Source organism: Kribbella sp. NBC_01510 (assembly GCF_045040325.1).
Lineage (GTDB): Bacteria > Actinomycetota > Actinomycetes > Propionibacteriales > Kribbellaceae > Kribbella.
The window spans coordinates 2205738-2223803 of the sequence record NZ_CP109418.1 but is presented as its reverse complement, the minus strand read 5'-3'; the positions used below and the strand labels follow the sequence as shown (position 1 = coordinate 2223803).

The 18066-nt window shown below is 69.1% G+C and carries 15 protein-coding genes; 9 read left to right on the top strand and 6 right to left on the bottom strand.

The genetic code is table 11. The features are described 5' to 3' along the window. Positions 1 to 128 precede the first annotated feature (128 nt). Positions 129 to 1775 (bottom strand): murein biosynthesis integral membrane protein MurJ, encoded by a 1647-nt coding sequence (murJ, locus tag OG558_RS11065; RefSeq protein WP_405070133.1) that lies wholly within the window; start codon positions 1773 to 1775, stop codon positions 129 to 131. Then, complete coding sequence (locus tag OG558_RS11060; RefSeq protein WP_405070132.1) at positions 1768 to 4047, bottom strand: DUF6049 family protein; 2280 nt, start codon at positions 4045 to 4047, stop codon at positions 1768 to 1770. The genes murJ and OG558_RS11060 overlap by 8 nt, the downstream gene beginning before the upstream one ends. A 63-nt stretch (positions 4048 to 4110) precedes the next feature. Here OG558_RS11060 and OG558_RS11055 point away from each other — a divergent pair, with 63 nt between their 5' ends. Continuing rightward, positions 4111 to 5532, top strand: coding sequence for a CCA tRNA nucleotidyltransferase (locus OG558_RS11055; RefSeq protein WP_405072146.1), 1422 nt, complete (start codon positions 4111 to 4113; stop codon positions 5530 to 5532). On the opposite strand, the gene OG558_RS11050 is transcribed toward OG558_RS11055, so the two are convergent. After that, positions 5529 to 6302 carry an aminotransferase class IV gene (locus tag OG558_RS11050; protein ID WP_405070131.1) on the bottom strand — a complete coding sequence of 258 codons (774 nt, stop codon included), beginning with the start codon at positions 6300 to 6302 and terminating at the stop codon, positions 5529 to 5531. The two genes, OG558_RS11055 and OG558_RS11050, sit on opposite strands and share 4 nt — an antisense overlap. 70 nt (positions 6303 to 6372) lie before the next feature. Here OG558_RS11050 and OG558_RS11045 point away from each other — a divergent pair, with 70 nt between their 5' ends. Next, entirely contained in the window at positions 6373 to 6987 is a 615-nt protein-coding gene (locus OG558_RS11045) for a hypothetical protein (RefSeq protein ID WP_329483116.1), read from the top strand. Here OG558_RS11045 and OG558_RS11040 read toward each other — a convergent pair. Continuing rightward, positions 6984 to 7442, bottom strand: coding sequence for a GNAT family N-acetyltransferase (locus tag OG558_RS11040; protein ID WP_405070130.1), 459 nt, complete (start codon positions 7440 to 7442; stop codon positions 6984 to 6986). The genes OG558_RS11045 and OG558_RS11040 overlap by 4 nt on opposite strands. Before the next feature lie 106 nt (positions 7443 to 7548). On the opposite strand from OG558_RS11040, the gene OG558_RS11035 reads away from it, so the two are divergent. Then, positions 7549 to 8808 (top strand): amidase, encoded by a 1260-nt coding sequence (locus OG558_RS11035; protein ID WP_405070129.1) that lies wholly within the window; start codon positions 7549 to 7551, stop codon positions 8806 to 8808. Here the strand turns inward: OG558_RS11035 and OG558_RS11030 are convergent, their stop codons facing one another. Continuing rightward, on the bottom strand, positions 8809 to 10713 hold the full coding sequence (locus OG558_RS11030) for a discoidin domain-containing protein (protein WP_405070128.1): 1905 nt from the start codon (positions 10711 to 10713) through the stop codon (positions 8809 to 8811). Positions 10714 to 10825: 112 nt separating this feature from the next. Here OG558_RS11030 and OG558_RS11025 point away from each other — a divergent pair, with 112 nt between their 5' ends. The 3 genes from OG558_RS11025 to OG558_RS11015 all read left to right on the top strand — a co-directional run bounded on the left by OG558_RS11025 (position 10826) and on the right by OG558_RS11015 (position 14309). After that, positions 10826 to 11854, top strand: coding sequence for a LacI family DNA-binding transcriptional regulator (locus OG558_RS11025; RefSeq protein ID WP_405070127.1), 1029 nt, complete (start codon positions 10826 to 10828; stop codon positions 11852 to 11854). A gap of 38 nt (positions 11855 to 11892) precedes the next feature. Then, positions 11893 to 13356, top strand: a complete 1464-nt coding sequence (locus tag OG558_RS11020) for a M81 family metallopeptidase (RefSeq protein WP_405070126.1) — start codon at positions 11893 to 11895, stop codon at positions 13354 to 13356. A gap of 350 nt (positions 13357 to 13706) precedes the next feature. Continuing rightward, complete coding sequence (locus OG558_RS11015) at positions 13707 to 14309, top strand: hypothetical protein (RefSeq protein WP_405070124.1); 603 nt, start codon at positions 13707 to 13709, stop codon at positions 14307 to 14309. 26 nt (positions 14310 to 14335) lie between these two features. Here the strand turns inward: OG558_RS11015 and OG558_RS11010 are convergent, their stop codons facing one another. Beyond that, positions 14336 to 14923, bottom strand: a complete 588-nt coding sequence (locus tag OG558_RS11010; protein ID WP_329483106.1) for a TetR/AcrR family transcriptional regulator — start codon at positions 14921 to 14923, stop codon at positions 14336 to 14338. Between the two features lie 56 nt (positions 14924 to 14979). Between OG558_RS11010 and OG558_RS11005 the strand changes: the two genes are divergently transcribed. From OG558_RS11005 to OG558_RS10995, 3 genes are read left to right on the top strand one after another with little or no spacing between them, the layout of a single operon-like run. Next, positions 14980 to 16215 carry an acyl-CoA dehydrogenase family protein gene (locus OG558_RS11005; protein ID WP_405070122.1) on the top strand — a complete coding sequence of 412 codons (1236 nt, stop codon included), beginning with the start codon at positions 14980 to 14982 and terminating at the stop codon, positions 16213 to 16215. Continuing rightward, the gene (locus OG558_RS11000) at positions 16212 to 16997 is read left to right on the top strand and encodes an SDR family oxidoreductase (RefSeq protein WP_405070120.1); all 786 of its coding nucleotides are present in this window, start codon (positions 16212 to 16214) and stop codon (positions 16995 to 16997) included. Before OG558_RS11005 ends, OG558_RS11000 begins: the two co-directional genes overlap by 4 nt. After that, positions 16990 to 18039, top strand: coding sequence for a phosphotransferase family protein (locus tag OG558_RS10995; RefSeq protein ID WP_405070119.1), 1050 nt, complete (start codon positions 16990 to 16992; stop codon positions 18037 to 18039). The genes OG558_RS11000 and OG558_RS10995 overlap by 8 nt, the downstream gene beginning before the upstream one ends. Positions 18040 to 18066 lie beyond the last annotated feature (27 nt).

The window sequence follows — 18066 nt, the reverse complement described above, 5'->3', positions numbered from 1 at the left end:
CCCTCCTCGATGCACTGGTCGGCCTGCGTCTGCCACTCCGGACCCTGTCGGCGGGAGTCCGTTAGCAGCCCCCATGCTAGTGCCCCCCTGACCCGACAAGTGGTGCACGAGTGCACAAGCACCCCGGTTCAGCGGCGGCCGGGCAGTTTCCGTGTGACCACGGCCACCACGTCGTTCACTTCGTGGATGCGGAGTACCCTCGCCACCCCGGCGTACACCGGCAGCATCACGGCGGCCGCGACCGCCAGTTGGAGGATCGCGCCGATCGGTCCGGACCAGTCGACGGCCAGGCCGAGCAACTCGAGCGCGATGCGGCCGGCGGCGGCGCCGAGCACAGCGGCGATCACCATCGCGAGCAGCGGCAGCCCGATCCCGGCGCCGGGCACGCGCGGCACCTTCCGCCGCAGCACCGGCCGGGACATCAGCACGGCGACCAGGTAGGCGAGCGCGTACGCCGCACCCAGGACCACGCCGCTGAACCGGAGGTGCTGCGGGTCCAGCAGCACCCGAACCCCGATCAGGGCCGCCGCGATGTTCGTCGCCGCGATCACGCATTGCAGGAAGAACGGCGTCCGGGTGTCCTCAAAGGCGTAGAAGGTGCGCAGCTGGAAGTACTGGATCGTGAACGGGACGATGCCCAGCGCGAGGGTCACCAGGGTGTACGACATCAGCGTCAGGTTGTCCTTGCCGGAGCCGTAGCCGGCGATCACCGTGACGATCGGGTACGCGAACGCGATCATCGCGGCCGCCGCGGGGACGACGATGGCCAGCGTCTGCCGGATCGATCGGGCCGACAGCCGCTCGACCTCGGTCACATCGCCGTCGGCCGCGAGCGCGGACATCTGCGGCAGCGCGGCCGTCGCGAGCGAGACCGTGACGATGCCGTGCGGCACCAGGATGATCAGCATCGCGGTGCTGTAGGCGAACAGACCGGCCTTGGCACCCGGGTCGTGCGACGCGCTACCGGCGATCGCGAGCCGGGTGACAACCACCAGCGTCACCTGGTTCACCACGACGAAAAGAACTGTCCAGATGCCCAATCGGGCAGTGTGACCGAGCCCGGTGCCGCGCAGACCGAACTTCGTCCGGTAGGTGTGCCCGCTGGCCCGCAGGTACGGCAGCAGCACCAGCAGCTGTACGGCGATGCCGAACGTGTGCCCGAGTCCGAGCAGCAGCTCCTCGCCGTGGCTGAAGGTGGCCGGCGGATCGCCGGTCCGGTAGATCATCAGGAAGATGACGATCGAGGCGCAGGCGACGACGTTGTTCGCGATCGGCGCCCACATCATCGGGCCGAACCGGCGCCGCGCGTTCAGCACCTGGCCGACCAGCACGAACGCGCCGTAGAAGAAGATCTGCGGCAGGCAGAGCCGGACGAACATCACCATCGCTTCCCGCTCGGGCGCGCGGGACGGGTCCTTCAGCTCTTCCGGCATGTACAGCCCGGCGATCGCAGGTGCCAGCAGCACACACCCGACCGTCACCACCGCCAGGACGACGAAGCCGAAGGTCAGCAGCCGGTTGGTGAAGTCCTGGCCGCCGTCGTCGTGGTTCTTGATCGCGCGGACCAGTTGCGGGACCAGCACGGTGTTGAAGACACCGCCGGCCAGCAGGATGTAGAGGCTGTTCGGGATGGTGTTCGCGGCGGTGAAGATGTCGCCGCGCAACGCGGTGCCGATCGCGGCCGCAAGCAGGGCGATCCGGACGAATCCGAGCAGGCGTGACAGCACCGTTCCGGCTGCCATCACCCCCGCGGAGCGCAGGGTGCGGTCAGCCATCCTTCGAACCGACTCCTTCTCTCAGCGATCCACCGGCTGGGGCGTCGGCGGACGGTGGGTCCAGCGGCTCGGGGTGCAAGGCGTCCGGGGTGGCCTGCTCGTCCACCGCCGGCTCCGACGACGGAGCCGGTGACGGATGCCGGCGTTCGGTGCGGATCCGCCGGTAGATGCGGACGAACGACGTACCGAAGAGCAGTGCGCAGGCGGCGCCGACCAGGATCCACCCGACGCTGCCGTACTGGCTGGCCTGGATCAGCAGCTCCTGGGACTTGCCGACCGGGCGGCCGGAGCCGGTGATCACCTGGGCGCTCGCCCGGATCAGGCCGTTCTGCTCGGCGCTCGCGTTGATCCGGGGGGTGAACTTCTGCTTCGGCGCCAGGATCCTGGTCTGCTGCGGTTCGATCCGCAGGTCGGTCCGGTTCGTCGGGGAGACCACGATGCCGACCCGGACGGACCAGTCGGTGTCGTTGGTGATGGTCAGCGGGAAGGTGCCCTTGCTGCCGGCCAGGTTGACCTTGATCTCCCTGTGCTCGCCGTTCACCGCGTTGTTGACCAGGTGCACCTTGGACAGCTGCAGGTTCACCGAGCCGAGCTCGACCGCGGCGAAGCGCTTGGCCTCGTCCGGGAATCCGCGCCAGCTGATCGACGCCGAGCGGAGCAACGCCTGCGGCATGGCCTCCGGCAGGTCCTCGGCGGGGTTGGTCAGCAGGTCCTTGAACGTGGTGGTGGCCTGATCGAGCTGCTTGACGCCGTCCAGCTGGTCGGAGCTCATGATCGCGTTGGACCGCGGCGCGGCCGGGGCCTTGATGACCGGCGGTCTCGGCGTGCCGGCCACGACCTGCTTGACGCTGGTGGCGTTGATCCACCGCAGCGACAGGTCTCCGGCCAGGGCGGCGGTGGCGCGACCGGTGGAGTCCCAGCCACGGGGCGGTACGGCGACCACCGAAGCGCTGCCCTTGCCACTTGCGGCGATCAGCGCGGTCTCGGCCGCGAACCGCTGCCGGACCTGGATCGGGTTCTCGCCGGTGTCCGGATCCGGGCCGCCCGCCGTCAGCGCGGAGTCGGCCACCACGGTGCGCACCGTGTCCCACGGAGCCTCCGGCGTTCGAATGTCGTACACCGGTGAGGTGGTCGTCAGACCAGCGCGCTCGACGGCCGGCCAGGAGCCGCTGCCGACCAGGTTCAGGTCGTCGTCGGACGCCCCTGGGAAGCCTCGGGAGGCGGGTCCGAGGTAGCGGCTGGCGGCGGCGCCGCCCTCCAGCCAGAGACCGTTGGTGAAGCCGGGCGGGAGGCTGAATCTCTCGGTGGTTCTCCGCGCGTCGTAGACCAGCTCCTTGAGCTGGTCGCCGGCGTCCAGCAGGCCGGCGATGTCCGGATCGCCGTACGGGAGCAGGACGACCTGGTTGCCGCTGGCCCGGCTGGCGTCGAACGCTTTCAGCCAGGCGTCCACGACGACCCGGCCGGCACCGGGGGTGGGCGTGCCGCCTGCACCGACGTCGTACCCGTCCTTGACGATCCTGCGAGCCTCGTCGAGCGTCGCGGGGTCGACCAGCCAGGTGACCTTGCGCCCGTTGCCGAGGGCCAGCAGCCGGCCGAGCCGGCCGTTCGGCGCCATCGACTCGGCCAGCGACTCATTGGTGAACCGCTTGCCGCCGAGCTGCGTCGGCCGGTGCTGCAACGGAATGATCAGTGCGGTGTTCACCATGCGGGTCAGGGGCTGGTCACCGATCACCGGCATCAGGGTGCGGGCGCGACCGACAGTGAGCCGCTCCTCACCTTGCGGCGTCCCGCGGACCACGACGCCGACTACATAGACCCCGGTCTGGTGGCTGATGCGCCACTCGTTCCACGGGACCTTGAGGCTGAACTGCAGCGATGCGTTCGGTGCCAGCGGGGCGTCGTACTGCTGGAACACGCCGGTGTCCGGAGTCGTCATCCGGCTGCAGCTGTTCCGGTCGTTCATCGCGACGTCCTGCTCGGCGGAGACGGCGGCGATCTCGGCGGCCGTGGACAGGCGGTGGGTCCGGTCGATACAGGCCAGCGCCTGCGGTGCGTCGAGCGTCTCGGTGCTGGTGTTGCGGACGGTGCCCTTGATCAGCACGTCCTCGCCGGGCGTCGGGGCGACCGGTCCGAAGGAGTCGATGGTGACCTGGACGACCGGGTCGTCGACAGGCGCCGCGACGGTCGGCGGGGTGCCGAGAGTCGCTGCCGTCGCAGCGATCAGCAGGCCCGCACCCGCCGCCGCGGAGAGCCTCAGTCGCCGTCTGAACACGCCGTCACCGTAACCTAGTTCCCCGTGTCACCCTTTGCCGACCAGTCAGCCTCCGCCGGATCGTTGTCCGCCGTCCAGCGGCGAGGCGTCCAGGCGCTCCTGGAGATCGCGCCGGTGGTGGACGAACTCGGGTCGCGATTCGACCGGGCCGGCCACGAGATCGCGCTCGTAGGCGGTCCCGTCCGGGACATTCTGCTGGGCCGGGGGAGCAAGGATCTGGACTTCGCCACGTCAGCCCACCCGGACGTCGTGGAGCGGTTGCTGGCCGGCTGGGCGGACCACGTCTGGGACATCGGCAAGGCGTTCGGCACCATCGGCTGTCGTAAGGGTGAGTGGGTTCTGGAGATCACGACCTACAGGTCGGAGTCCTACGATCCCACGTCGCGCAAGCCGGAGGTCTCGTACGGCGACAGCCTCGAGGGCGACCTGGCCCGGCGCGACTTCGCGATGAACGCGATGGCGGTCCGGCTGCCGTCGCACGAATTCGTCGATCCGTACGGCGGGATCGCGGACGTCGCGAACCAGCGGATCCGGACCCCTGGTACTCCGGAGGACTCGTTCTCCGACGATCCGCTGCGGATGATGCGGGCGGCCCGGTTCGCGGCACAGCTCGGCTTCACGCCCGACCCGGCGGTGGTGGCCGCGATGACCGCGATGGCCGACCGGATCACGATCGTGTCGGCCGAACGGGTCCGCGACGAGCTGATCAAGCTGATCTGCGCCGACCACCCGCGGATCGGCCTCGACCTGCTGGTGACCACCGGCCTGGCCGACCACGTGCTGCCCGAGCTGCCCGCGCTCAAGCTGGAGCGAGACGAGCACCACCGGCACAAAGACGTGTACCAGCACTCGCTCACCGTCCTCGATCAGGCCATCGATCTGGAATCCCGTCTATCTGTTCCGACGCCGGATTTCGTCGTTCGGTTCGCTGCGTTGATCCACGACATCGGCAAACCGAAGACCCGGCGGTTCGAGGACGCGGGCAAGGTGACCTTCCATCACCACGACGTGGTCGGCGCCAAACTCGCCCGGAAGCGGATGAAGGCGCTGCGGTTCAGCAACGAGCAGATCGACCAGGTCAGCAAGCTGATCGAGCTCCACCTGCGCTTCCACGGATACAGCGGTGGCGAGTGGAACGACTCGGCCGTACGGCGTTATGTCCGCGACGCCGGCGACCAGCTCGAGCGACTGCACGTCCTCACCCGTGCCGACTGCACGACGCGCAACCGGCGCAAGGCCGAGATGCTGCGGGCGGCGTACGACGATCTCGAGGAGCGGATCGACCGGCTCCGCGAGCAGGAGGAACTCGACGCGCTCCGCCCCGACCTGGACGGCAACCAGATCATGGAGATCCTCGGCATCCCACCGGGCCGCGAGGTCGGTGAGGCCTACAAGTTCCTGATGAACCTCCGCCTCGACCAGGGCCCTCTCGGCGACGAGCAAGCCCGCGAAGCGCTCCAACGCTGGTGGTCCGAGCGCGGCTAGATCTCCTGAGCCGGCTCTGCCGCGTAGGCGATCGCGATCAGCTCCGCCGACTCCGGATGCGGTGCGTACGACGTCGTGTCCGGGCCCGCCGTGATCGAGGCGACCGGGAGGGCCGGGTCGATCGAGTTGGTCAGGTAGGCAGCGTCGTACGACGGGAGGTCGGTCAGGCCGACCGAGGTCGTGTCGAAGGTGGTGAGGCCGCGTTGGAGGGTTTGCTGGCGGATGCCGGGGAGGACCGGGGCGGACGGGAACACGATCGTGGTGCCGCGGGCGAAGCAGATATTCCAGATCGAGGCTTCGGAGATCTCGCCGGAGGTGGTGTGGAAGACGGCGTCGTCGTACCCGGCGAGCCCCGCCTGGCGGCCGTAGTACGTGAGGTCGAAGGAGCCGGTGTGCTTGAGATGCGGAAGGGCACGCTGGTGCTCGAACGCCAGCAGTCGCGGCGGTTGCACGCCGGGCCCGATCGGCGGGCTCACGCGGATGAGTAGCTGTAACTCCGTGGTGCTGAAGACGTTGACGCGGAGGGACAGGTCGCTGGAGCCGGCGTGCTCGAGGGCTGCGCGGAGATCGGCTTCGACGCGGTCGGCGGGGAGCGGCTGACCGAACACCTCCCGGGCGCTGCGGTCGAGACGCTCGAAGTGCAGGTCGAGACCGTGCACCGCGCCGGCGCGGACCTGCATCGAGGTGAAGTGCCCGTAGCTGATTGCTCTCAGCAACCCCGGGTCGACGGTCCGCAGAGGTTCACCGTTGAGCAGCAGCGACTCGGTCACAACCTCAGTCTGACCTCACCAGTCCACCGGATCGGCATAGTGTCCCGCGACACTGGTCTACCCTCGCGCTGTGGACGTCTTGAGCATCATCGGGTGGGGCGGATCCGCGCTGGTCGTGGTGTCGCTGCTGCAGACGCGGATCCTGCGACTCCGGGTACTGAACCTGGTCGGCTGCGTGATCCTGGTCGGCTTCAACCTGGCGATCGGCGTCTGGCCGATGGTCGGTATGAACGCGGTGCTGGCCGTGATCAACGTCGTATACCTGTGGCGGCTGTTGCGGCACCGGCACGACCAAGCCGAGTACACGGTGCTCCAGCTCAACGACACCGACGCGTACCTGGACCACGTGCTCGCCCGGCACGAGAAGGACATCAGCCGGTTCAACCCGGGCTTCACGGCGGGCACCAGTCCGTACGCGTTCCTGGTCCAGCACGGCGACCGCACCGTCGGCGTCGTCCTCGCCCACGACGCGGGCTCCGGCCGGGCCCAGATCGATCTCGACTACGTCCTGCCGAAGTACCGCGACTTCACCCCCGGTGAGTTCGTCTACCGCCGCAGCGACGTCTTCACCGACCACGGGTTCCACCAGGTCCTCGCCCCACCCCGCATGCGCGACTCCAGGCCCTACCTCACCAACCTCGGCTTCCACCGCGACGGCGACGACCTGGTCCTGGATCTGCGTTAGAGGTCCTTCGCGAAGCAGACCGAGGCCGGCTCGTTCTCGAACGGCGGGTACGTCGCGATCGGCTGGTAGCCGTGGTTCGTGTAGAGAGCGATGGCCTCGTGCTGCCGGGTGCCGGTCTCCAGGCGTAGGCGGGTCAGGCCGATGCGGCGGGCCTCTGACTCGACCGCCTCGAGCAGGGCTCGGGACAGACCCCAGCCGCGGGCGGACGGATCGACGTACATGCGCTTGATCTCGCCGAGGCCGGGGGAGACGGGTTGCAGGCCGACGCAGCCGACCGGGATGCCCTCGAGCAGGAGCAGCGTGAACGAGATGTCCGAGTGCAGTGCGACGAGTGGCTGGTCCTCGCCGTACGTCGCGGCCAGTTCGGCCTGCTGGGCGGTGGTCAGCGCCAGCAGGGCGGGGTCGGTGCCTGCGACCGCCCGGAGTTCCGTTCCCTCGATCAGTTCCGCCGTCATGCGTCCGGACGGTAGCAACACAGCATGACGCTCCTGTTTCTGTTTCCTCTCCGGCGCCACCTCACCGCGAGAGGCGGTTCCGCGCTCGGCGTGCTGTGATGACCCGATGGAGTCCCTGAAAGAGATCGCCACAGGTGTTCGGGCCGGCCGGGTCGATCCGGTCGCACTGGTCGAGAAGGCGCTACGGCGGGCCGACGAGAACGCCGAACTGAATGCCGTCGTCCATCTTGACGTCGAGGGTGCGCGGAAGGCGGCGGCGGACCACGACCGGACCGGGGCGCTCGCCGGTGTGCCAGTACTGGTCAAGGAGATCGTGGAGGTGGCAGGCCTGCCTTATCGCTGCGGGTCGGCCGCGATGGACGAGATCGGCCGGCAGGACGCCGACGTGGTGCGCCGGCTGCGGGCCGCCGGTGCGATCGTCATCGGGCTCAGCTACACGCACGAGTTCGCCTACGGATGCACGGGTACGTCGAACCGGGTCGGGCCGTGCCGCAATCCGCACGACCCGGCGCGGATGACCGGTGGTTCCAGTGCGGGCGCGGGTGCCGCGGTCGCGGCCGGGGTGGTTCCGTTGGCGATCGGCACCGACACCGCCGGATCCGTACGCATCCCGGCGGCGTTGTGCGGAGTCGTCGGCTTCAAGCCGTCGTACGGCACGTTGTTGACCGATCGCGTCTTCCCGCTGTCCCAGAGTCTCGACCACGTTGGTGTCCTGACGCGGACTGTTGCCGACGCCGCTTACGCGCTCGGGGCCCTGACCGACGTTCCGCTGGCGGCGGCGCGACCGACGCGGCTCGGAGTGGTGACGAACCCGGAGTACCTCGACTTCACCGCCGAGGTCGGCGCGGCGTGGTCGGCCGCGCTTGCTCGTCTCGCCGCGGCCGGGGCCCAGCTCGTCGACGTCGAGCTGCCCGACTGGCGGCACAGCTTCACGACCGCCGCCGCGATCCAGGGACCGGAGGCCGTCGCGAACCACACCGGCCGATCCACCGCGCAGTACCAGCCCGACGTCCAGGAGCGGCTCCGCGAGGCGGCCCAGATCACCCGCGCGGAGTACGACGCCGCCAGGACCGAAGCCACCGCGATCACCGCTGAGGTGAACGGCGTGCTCGGGCAGGTCGACGCCGTACTCATGCCGACCGTCCTCTGCACCGCACCGCTGATCACCGACGTCGACACACCCGAAGGCAGCAAGGCGGTCCGCTCCCAACTCCTCAAGAACACCCGCCTCGCCAACCTGACCCGGCACCCGGCCGTCAGCCTCCCGATCCCGACCGACGGCCTCCCAGTAGGCCTCCAAGTCGTTGCCGCCACCAACAACCAAGCAGCCACCACCGCCCACTGGATCGAGGACCGATTGTCCTGATCAGCGGTAGAGGCGGATGTCGGCGAGGGTCCACCAGTTGGGGGCGGTGCCGGTCGCGGTGATGCGCAGGTAGCGTGCGTACGTCGGGCGGAGGGCGACCGTGGTCAGCTGAGCGGTCGAGGTGCCGGTCGCGACCGTCCGCCATTGGACGCCATCGTTGCTGACGGCAACTTCGAAGCCGCGGGCGAAGTCGCCGGTGTTCCCGCCGCTGTCCAGTGCGACCTGGCGGAACGTCTTCGCCTTGCCGAGATCCACCTGCACCCACTGACCCGGCGATTGGGCCTGCTTGCTCTGCCACACCGTGGACCCGTCGGCGTCGATCGCCAGCCCTGCCTCGGTGCCGTTCACCGATGCGGTCGCCGTTGCGCCGTCCAGTGAGATCGGCTGCGGCACGTCCGCCGATAGGTGGTCCCAGGTGAAGGTTGCGATCGAACCACCGGGCAGCTCGTACTCGAACGACTTGTCGCCGACCGCCACCGCGAAGCTGCGCGGGTCGTCGTTCTCGTTGTGGACGAGGAGCGCAGTCGAGCCATCCGGGTTCCGGAAGGCGGCGGACATCAGTTGCCCGTTCCACCCGGTCGTCCCGTACGACGTACTCCCGATCCGGACCGCGCCCGCTTTCACGAACTTCGACAGGTGCCCGATCGTGTAGTACTCGGCGTCGGTCGTGACCGTGCCGTCCGGTTGCAGCGTGACCAGGCCGGTGCAGGTGTCGCAGCCACCGAGGTGTGGGCCGCCGCTGGAGTCGAGGGCGATGTTCCAGTTGACCACCGACTTCGCCCAGTTGCGCGTGGTGCCGAGCATCAGGGTGCGGGCGTGCCACGTCAGCGTGCCGCGGAAGATCTGCGGCGGCGTGTCGGTCGGCCCGTGCGACCCCGAGCACTCGGTGAACCAGATCCCCTTCGACGGGAACGCGTTGTGCAAATCGGTCTGCTTGGACGGATCGCCGGAGTAGCAGTGGTACGCCGTACCCGCGATCCACTTGGCCGCCGGCGTCTGCAGCAGCTTGTAGGGATAGTCGGTCTCGGGGTCCTCGCCGGGCGGGGTGGACGCGATGTCACCGGGGTGCGTGGTCCAGTTGTGGTCGTAACCGAGGATCTTCGTCCGCGGGCTCGCCTTCTGCAGCAGCGGGCCCAGCGCCTCGATCACCGCTGCCTCTTGGCGCACAGGCATGTCCGTGCCCGGGTACGCACTCGGCTTGCGGTTCTGCGGCTCGTTCTGCACGGAGAGGAAGTCGACAGGTACGCCGGCCTTCGCGTACGCCTGGACGAACTTCACCAGGTAGCGCGCGTAGGCGTCGTACACCTTGGGGTCGTCCTTGAGCCGGCCGCCGACCAGCGAGTCGGCGGTCTTCATCCAGGCCGGCGGACTCCACGGCGTGGCCATCACCTTGACCGCCGGGTTGAGCTGCTTGGCGCGCCGGAGCAACGGCAGCACCTGCTGCTGGTCGTGCGCGATGCTGAACTGTGTCAGCCCGAAGTCGGTCTGCCCGGCCGGTACGTCGTCGTACGTGTAGTGCTCGGCCTCAGCGGTGAAGTCGGACGAGCCGACCGGCTGCCGCAGGAAGCTCACGCCGATGCCTTGGTTCGGATCGAAGAGTTTGCGCAGCGTCTGCTCGCGGTCCGCCGGGCTGAGCCGGTAGAGCACATTCGCGGACGAGTCGGTGATCGAGGCTCCGAAGCCGTCCATCGTCTGGTACGACGTCGTCGGGTCGACCGTGATCGTCGTACGGTCGCTAGCCGCGCGCTGGAACGTGACCGGCGCGCGCTCGTGCAACAACTCCGCCCGGTCGGGCGTCGTCACCCAGACCTGGGCCTGGGTCGACGGGGGATGGGCCTGGGCGGCGGGACCGGTGAGCGAAGCTGTGGCCAGGGCCAGGGCGACGCCGAATGCCTGTGTTCTCATCGCAGCTCCTCGAATGAAACAAACGGCCTCAGGACACGCCCCCCTCCTGCCCCTGTCAAGATGTGGCAGCGGGGTCGTAGAGTGCTGAGCGTGAAACACGGCGATGTAACAAATGCCTAGAGATCGGGCCACCGTTCGCGAGGTCGCCGCGGCGACCGGAGTCTCGATCGCGACCGTGTCCCGGGTGCTCAATCAGCAGGGCAGTGTGGCGCCGGAGACCCGGCGGCTGGTCGAGCGCGCGGTCGAGGAGCTCGGCCTGCGCGCCCCGAGCCCGCGCGGTGGTACGGCGAAACCCGTCACCGGCGCCGTGTACGTGCGCTGCCCGTATGTACTCACGGACTACTTCGGCCTGATCGTGTCGTCGATCGCGGAGACGCTCGACCGGCACGGACGGCAGGTCGTCCTCAGCGCGGGTGAGGCGGCGCAGCACGAGCAGGTGCTGTCCCGGCTGCCGGCGCAGCGCGAGATCGGCGGCGCGATCCTGATCCTGCCGCCGGAGCCGGGGGCGGAGCTGGTCCGGCTCGGTGCGCGCCGGTTCCCGTTCGTCGTCGTCGATCCACGGACGACGCTGCCGCGCGACATCCCCTCGGTCTCCGCCGCTCACCACTCCGGCGCTCGGCAAGTCACCGCCCACCTGACCTCGCTCGGCCATACGCGGATCGGCGCCATCGCAGGCCCGCGCGAGTGGCTCGCCGCGGACGCCCGGTTGAGCGGTCACTCCGCCGCTCTCGCCGCCGCAGGCATCCTGCCGGACCCCACGCTGGTGAAACACGTCGAGCCGACCATCGCCCACGGCTACCGAGCCGCCGCCGAACTCCTCGAGCTCGATCCCCGGCCCACCGCCCTGGCCGCGTTCAACGACAAGACCGCGATCGGTGCGCTGCAGGCCGCTGCCGAGCGCGGACTGTCCGTCCCTGGAGATTTGTCGATAGCCGGCTTCGACGACATCGATCTGAGCCGCGCGACCACACCTCAACTCACGACGGTCCGGCAGCCATTGGAGGAGATGGGCCGGATGGCGGTCAGTCTGCTGATCCGCCTGCTGGACCGCCACGAGGTCGAGGCGCTGCACGTCGAGCTCGCGACCGAGCTGATCGTCCGCGGGACCACCGGCCCGAGAGTGTCCACCATCAGGGCGTAGGAGTGCGCGAAACGGCTCGGTTGTGGCAGGTTTTAGTCATGAACCTTCGGATCGGCATTGCCGGGATCGCCATCGAGTCCAGCACGTTCTCGCCGCATCGCGCCGGCCTGGCGGATTTCGACGTACGCCGTGGGGAGGACTTGCTGCGGCGGTACGACTTCCTCGGCAAGGAATGGGCGCAGGGCGTCGACTGGGTGCCGCTGCTGCACGCGCGCTCACTGCCCGGTGGCGCCGTCCTGCCGGAGGTGTACGACGACCTGTCCGCCGAGATTATCGACAAGATCGGATCGGCCGGTGAGCTGGACGGGTTCTTCTTCGACATCCACGGGGCGATGAGCGTGGTCGGGCGGCAGGACGCGGAGGGTGATCTGAGCACCCGGGTCCGGGCCGCGCTCGGGCCCGACGTCCTCGTCTCGACCTCGATGGATCTGCACGGGAACGTCTCCCGCGAGCTCGGCACAGCCGTCGACCTGATCACCTGCTACCGGATGGCGCCGCACGAGGACGCGATGGAGAGCCGGGAACGCGCGGCCCGCAATCTGGTCGAGCGGCTCCGGTCCGGGCTCGGTAAGCCCGGCAAGGCGTGGATCCAGGTGCCGGTGCTGCTGCCCGGTGAGAAGACCTCCACCCGGCTCGAGCCGGCCAAGTCGATCTACCGGCGGGTCGCCGAGATCGCCGACGAGCCCGGCGTACTCGACGCCGCCGTCTGGGTCGGCTACGCCTGGGCCGACGAGCCGCGGTGCCGCGCGGCCGTGGTGGTCACCGGCGACGACCAGCAACTGATCACCGAACGCGCCGCCGAGCTGGCCCAGGCGTACTGGGGTGCACGGGACGACTTCGCGTTCGTCGCGCCGACGGGCACGTTGGAGGAGTGCGTGGCCGCCGGTCTCGCGAGTACGTCGCGGCCCTTCCTGATCAGCGATTCCGGCGACAACCCGACCGCCGGTGGGGCCGGCGATGTGTCCTGGACTCTCGGCCAACTGCTCACCGTCGATGAGCTGACCAGCGGCAACGCGACCGCGATCCACGCGAGCATCACCGACCCCGATGCGGTCGCCGCCTGTGTCGCGGCCGGCGTCGGCAACCCGGTCCAGGTCTCCGCGGGCGGCAAGGTCGACTCCGGTCCGGCAGGCCCGGTCGAGCTGGCCGGCACGGTGTTCTCGCTGTCGGAGGACCCAGTCGGCGGGACGGTCGCGGTGGTCAAGGCCGGCGGCCTGCACTCGATCCTCACGTCCCGCCGCAAGCCGTACCACCACATCGCCGACTTCACCCTTCTCGCGCTCGATCCGGCCGCCACCGACCTGGTGATCGTCAAGATCGGCTACCTCGAACCGGAGCTCTACAACCTCGCCAAGGACTGGCTCCTGGCCCTCACCCCCGGCGGCGTAGACCAAGACCTCCTCCGCCTCGGCCACCACGGCGTCCTGCGACCCCTCTTCCCCTTCGACCCCGACATGCCCACCCCCAACCTCACCCCAGAACTACTCCCGCCCTCCCAGTAGACGCGCGCCACTTCTGCATCGCGGTCCGATCGGTCCTGAGAGATAGTCGCCTCGCCGCAGTGTCTGAGTTGTCCGGCGTGCCAGAAGGAAGCGGTCCACTTCGACAGGAAGTATCCGGAGGTCGAGTCGGCTCCCCCGGCGTGGGCAGGCGTGCGGTCGCCGGGTAGTGGGCGACGTCCTGTCGACCTGCCCCAGAACCCACCGCGAACCCGTGCGGAGGTGTTCTGCAGGGGCGGTTTTGGAAGGTGGAGGCGGCGTACTCTGGCGGGCGGGGGGTGCCCATGGATGCTGGTGGCGGTGGGGAGCTGGAGCCGGTTCGGGGGGAGTCTCGGTGGCCGAGTCTGGCCGCCGTGGTGGTGGCCATCTTGTTGACGCTCGCGCGGCCGAAGGAGATGCGGGTGGCGCCGGCCTGGACGCTGCCCGCGGTCGAGGTCGTGCTGCTTGCGGTGCTGATCGTGCGTGACCCTGGGCGGATCGACAAGCGGTCGTCGTTCCTGCGCGGTGTGTCGATCACGGTCGTGGCATTGCTGGTGCTGGACGCGCTGCTGGCGACGGTGCGGCTCGTCGCGGCGCTGATCCACGGCGGGTCGATGACGAACTCACCCGAGGCGCTGCTCGCTGCCGGCGGTATCGTGTGGTTGTCGAACCTGCTCGCGTTCGCCTTGCTGTACTGGGAACTGGACGCCGGCGGTGCCGCCAACCGAGCCCACCGGATGCCGAAGTACCTCGACCTCGCCTTCACGCAGCAGCTCAGCCCGGAGGTCGCGCGACCAGGCTGGCGACCCCGGTTCGCCGACTATTTGTATCTGGCGCTGACCACATCCACCGCCTTCAGCCCGACCGACGTGATGCCGCTGGCGCTCTGGGCCAAGCTGGCCATGGGCCTCCAGTCCATGATCTCCCTGGCCGTCGTCGGCCTCGTTGTAGCCCGCGCGGTCAACGTCTTCACCTGACGCCACCAGGTGTCGGGAGCGGAGTCCTACAGCTTGCGGAGCGTGTGGAGGGCTTCGATGGCGTGGTCGACGAGGAACTTGTCGGAGTACGGGCGTTCGTCCTCCGGGAGGCCGGACCACTCGATCGCGAGATCTTCCGCGTACGCGAGCCAGGCGTGGATGCGCATGTACTCGGGGGATGCGGGCTCGTCGGCGACTTCCGGCGTACCGATGTAGGTGAGGATGCGCTTGGTCAGCCCGGCGCGGGTCTCGTCGTAGACCTCGACGGCGTAGTCGTCGCCGCCGGCGGCTCCGCGGACGAAGGAGATGTACGCCGTCCGCCGCCGGCTGATGAACGCGACGAACTGCATCAGCATCTCCCGGAGCTTCTCCTCCGGCGGCAGGGACTCGTCCGGCTTCGTCACCCGGAGCAGGCGACGGCCGGCCGCCGAGATCACCGCGACGTAGTAGTCCCGCTTGCTCGGGAAGTAGTGGAACAGCAGGCCGCGGGAGATCCCGGCCTGGCCCGCGATCGCGTCGATCGACAGCTCGTGGATCGGCTGCGTGCGCAGCATCATCAGCCCGATCTTGACCAGTTGCTTCTTCCGGTCCTCCGCTGACAGTCGGTGATCCATGCTATTGAGCATTGCTTAGCGGCTGAGCTACGGTCAAGACGACCTAAGGAGTCTTGATGGGATTCGAACCTTCCGCCCGCGCGACTGAGCTGATCGGCCGGGCAGCGGAGTTCATCCGGACCGAGATCGAGCCGGTCGAGGCCGAGCTGCAGGCCGCGATCCGGGCGGCCGGCGACCCCTGGCAGCCGCAGCCCGTGATGAAGGAACTGCAGGCGAAGGCCCGAAAGGTTGGCCTGTGGAACCTCTTCCTTCCGCCCGCCGAGCCGGGCAACGAGCAGTACGGCGAAGGCCTGTCGAATCTCGACTACGCCCCGATCGCCGAACTCACCGGCCGATCCTTCATCGCGCCGTACGTGTTCAATTGCAACGCGCCGGACACCGGCAACATGGAGGTCCTGCTCCGGTACGGCAGCCCGGACCAGAAGAAGCGCTGGCTGGAGCCGTTGCTCGACGGCACGATCCGGTCCGCGTTCTGCATGACCGAGCCGGATGTCGCGTCGTCCGACGCGACCAACATGGCCGCGACCGCGAGCGTCGACGGTGACGAGGTCGTCATCAACGGCCGCAAGTGGTGGAGCACCGGCGTCGGTCACCCGGACTGCGAGCTGCTCATCTTCATGGGCCTCACCGACCCCGAGGCCCACCGGTACGCGCGGCACACGATGGTGCTCGTCCCCCGCGACACCCCAGGCGTGAAGGTCGAGCGCCTCCTCCCCACGATGAGCCGGTACGACGAGCCGCACGGCCACGGCGAGGTGTCGTTCACCGAGGTCCGGGTGCCGGCGTCGAACATCCTGGTCGGACCGGGCAAGGCGTTCGAGATCGCGCAGGGCCGGCTCGGACCGGGCCGGGTGCACCACTGCATGCGCCTGATCGGGCTGGCCGAGAAGGCGCTCGTGCTGGCGATCGAGCGCGGCACCAGCCGGACCGCATTCGGCAAGCCTCTCGTGAATCTCGGCGGCAACCGGGAGCGCATCGCCGACGCCCGGATCGCGATCAACCAAGCCCGATTGCTCGTGCTGCAGACGGCGTACCTGCTGGACACGAAGGGGCTCGCGGGTGCGTTGAGCGAGGTGAGCCAGATCAAGGTCGCCGTCCCGCGGATGGCGCAGGACGTGATCGACATGGCGATCCAGTTGCACGGCGGTGGTGGACTGTCCGACGACTTCCCGCTCGCGGCCGCGTGGACGAGTGCCCGGTCGCTGCGACTGGCCGACGGGCCGGACGAGGTGCATCGTGGGGTGATCGCCAGAATCGAACTGGCGTCGTACCTGGGGCGGGAGACGAAGTGAGCCGGATCCTCGTCACCGGTGGAGCGAGCGGGCTCGGCGCCGCGCTGGTCGCCCGGTTTGTTGCCGATGGCCACCAAGTGCTCAGCACGGACGTCGCGTCGGACGGCACCGACGACGGGGCGACGTACCGGCAGCTCGACGTCCGCAGTCCGGCAGACTGGGCCGCGGCAGTCGAGTGGTGCGAGCAGAACTGGGGCGGCCTGGACATCCTGGTGAACAACGCCGGGATCGCGACCGGCGGCCGGATCGAGGTCGAGTCCCTCGACGAGTGGGATCGCGTCGTCGACATCAACCTGATGGGTGTGGTGCGCGGCTGCCGCGCGTTCACGCCGCTCTTCAAGCGGCAGCGGTCCGGCCACATCGTCAACACGGCGTCCGCGGCCGGACTGGTCCACCCGCCGATGATGAGCTCGTACAACACGGTCAAGGCCGGAGTGGTCGCGCTCTCGGAGACCCTGTCGCACGAGCTGCATCCGTACGGCGTGACCGTCTCGGTGGTCTGCCCGTCGTTCTTCCGGACCAATCTGGCCGACTCGATCCGCGGCGCGGACACCGCCATGGGCGCGACCGCGCGCCAGTTGATCGAGAAGTCGCCACGGTCGGCGGACGACATCGCGGCCGCGGTGATCGCGGGGATCAAGAAGAGGCAGTTCCTGATCATCCCCGATCGGCCGGCCCTGCTGGCGTGGCGCACCAAGCGCTTCGCCCGTCCGCTGTACGACCGGCAGATGCGCAAGATCGCTGCCCGGGCGCGCGCTCGGGCCGAGGCCGCCGATGGGTGATGGCGCGCGGGCGGTCCGGGACGAGGACGCCTTCGACGTGCCGGCGGCCGATGGTTGGCTCCGGCAACAGACAGAGCTTCCGCCCGGCCTCCCCGAGGTGCAGCAGTTCTCCGGCGGCGCGTCGAACCTGACCTATCTCCTGCGGTACGGCGACCACGAGCTGATCCTGCGCCGCCCGCCGGCCGGGACGAAGGCCAAAGGCGCGCACGACATGGGCCGCGAGTACCGGATCCAGGCCGCGCTGAAGCCGGTGTTCCGCTACGTCCCGACGATGGTTGCCCATTGCAACGACGACGCGGTGATCGGCTCCGAGTTCTACGTGATGGAGCGCGTCGTGGGGACGATCCCGGGCCATCACGAGCTGGGCGTCGACCTGACGCCCGAGCAGACCCGGCAGCTGGGTTTCACCTTGATCGACACGCTCGCCGAGTTGCACGCCGTCGACGCCGAGGCCGCCGGCCTGACCGACCTCGGTCGTGGCGAGGGGTACGTCGGACGCCAGGTCACGGGCTGGTCGGAGCGCTATCGCAAGGCGAAGACGTGGAACGTGCCCAGCTATGAACGCGTGATGGCCTGGCTTGCGGAGAATCAGCCGGCCGACGTCCGGACCTGCGTTATCCACAACGATTTCAGGCTCGACAACGTCGTACTCGCGCCGGACGATCCGTTGCACGTGGTCGGCGTACTCGACTGGGAACTCGCGACACTCGGCGACCCGCTGATGGATCTGGGGGGTGCGCTGGCGTATTGGGTGCAGGCGGACGACGACTGGGCGTTCCGCCGCTTCCGGCTGCAGCCGTCGGACGCGCCCGACATGATCAGCCGCGACGAGATCGTTGCGTACTACACCGAGCGGTCCGGGCTGAAGCCGGAGAACTGGGCGTTCTACGAGGTGTTCGGGCTGTTCCGGCTGGCGGTGATCGCGCAGCAGATCTACTACCGCTATCACCACAAGCAGACGCGCAACCCGCGGTTCAAGAGCTTCTGGCTCCCGGTCAACCTGCTCGAGCGGCGTTGCCGCCGGATCATCCGGCAGGCGTAGCCTGTCCGGGGCGGTGGGGCGGGGAAG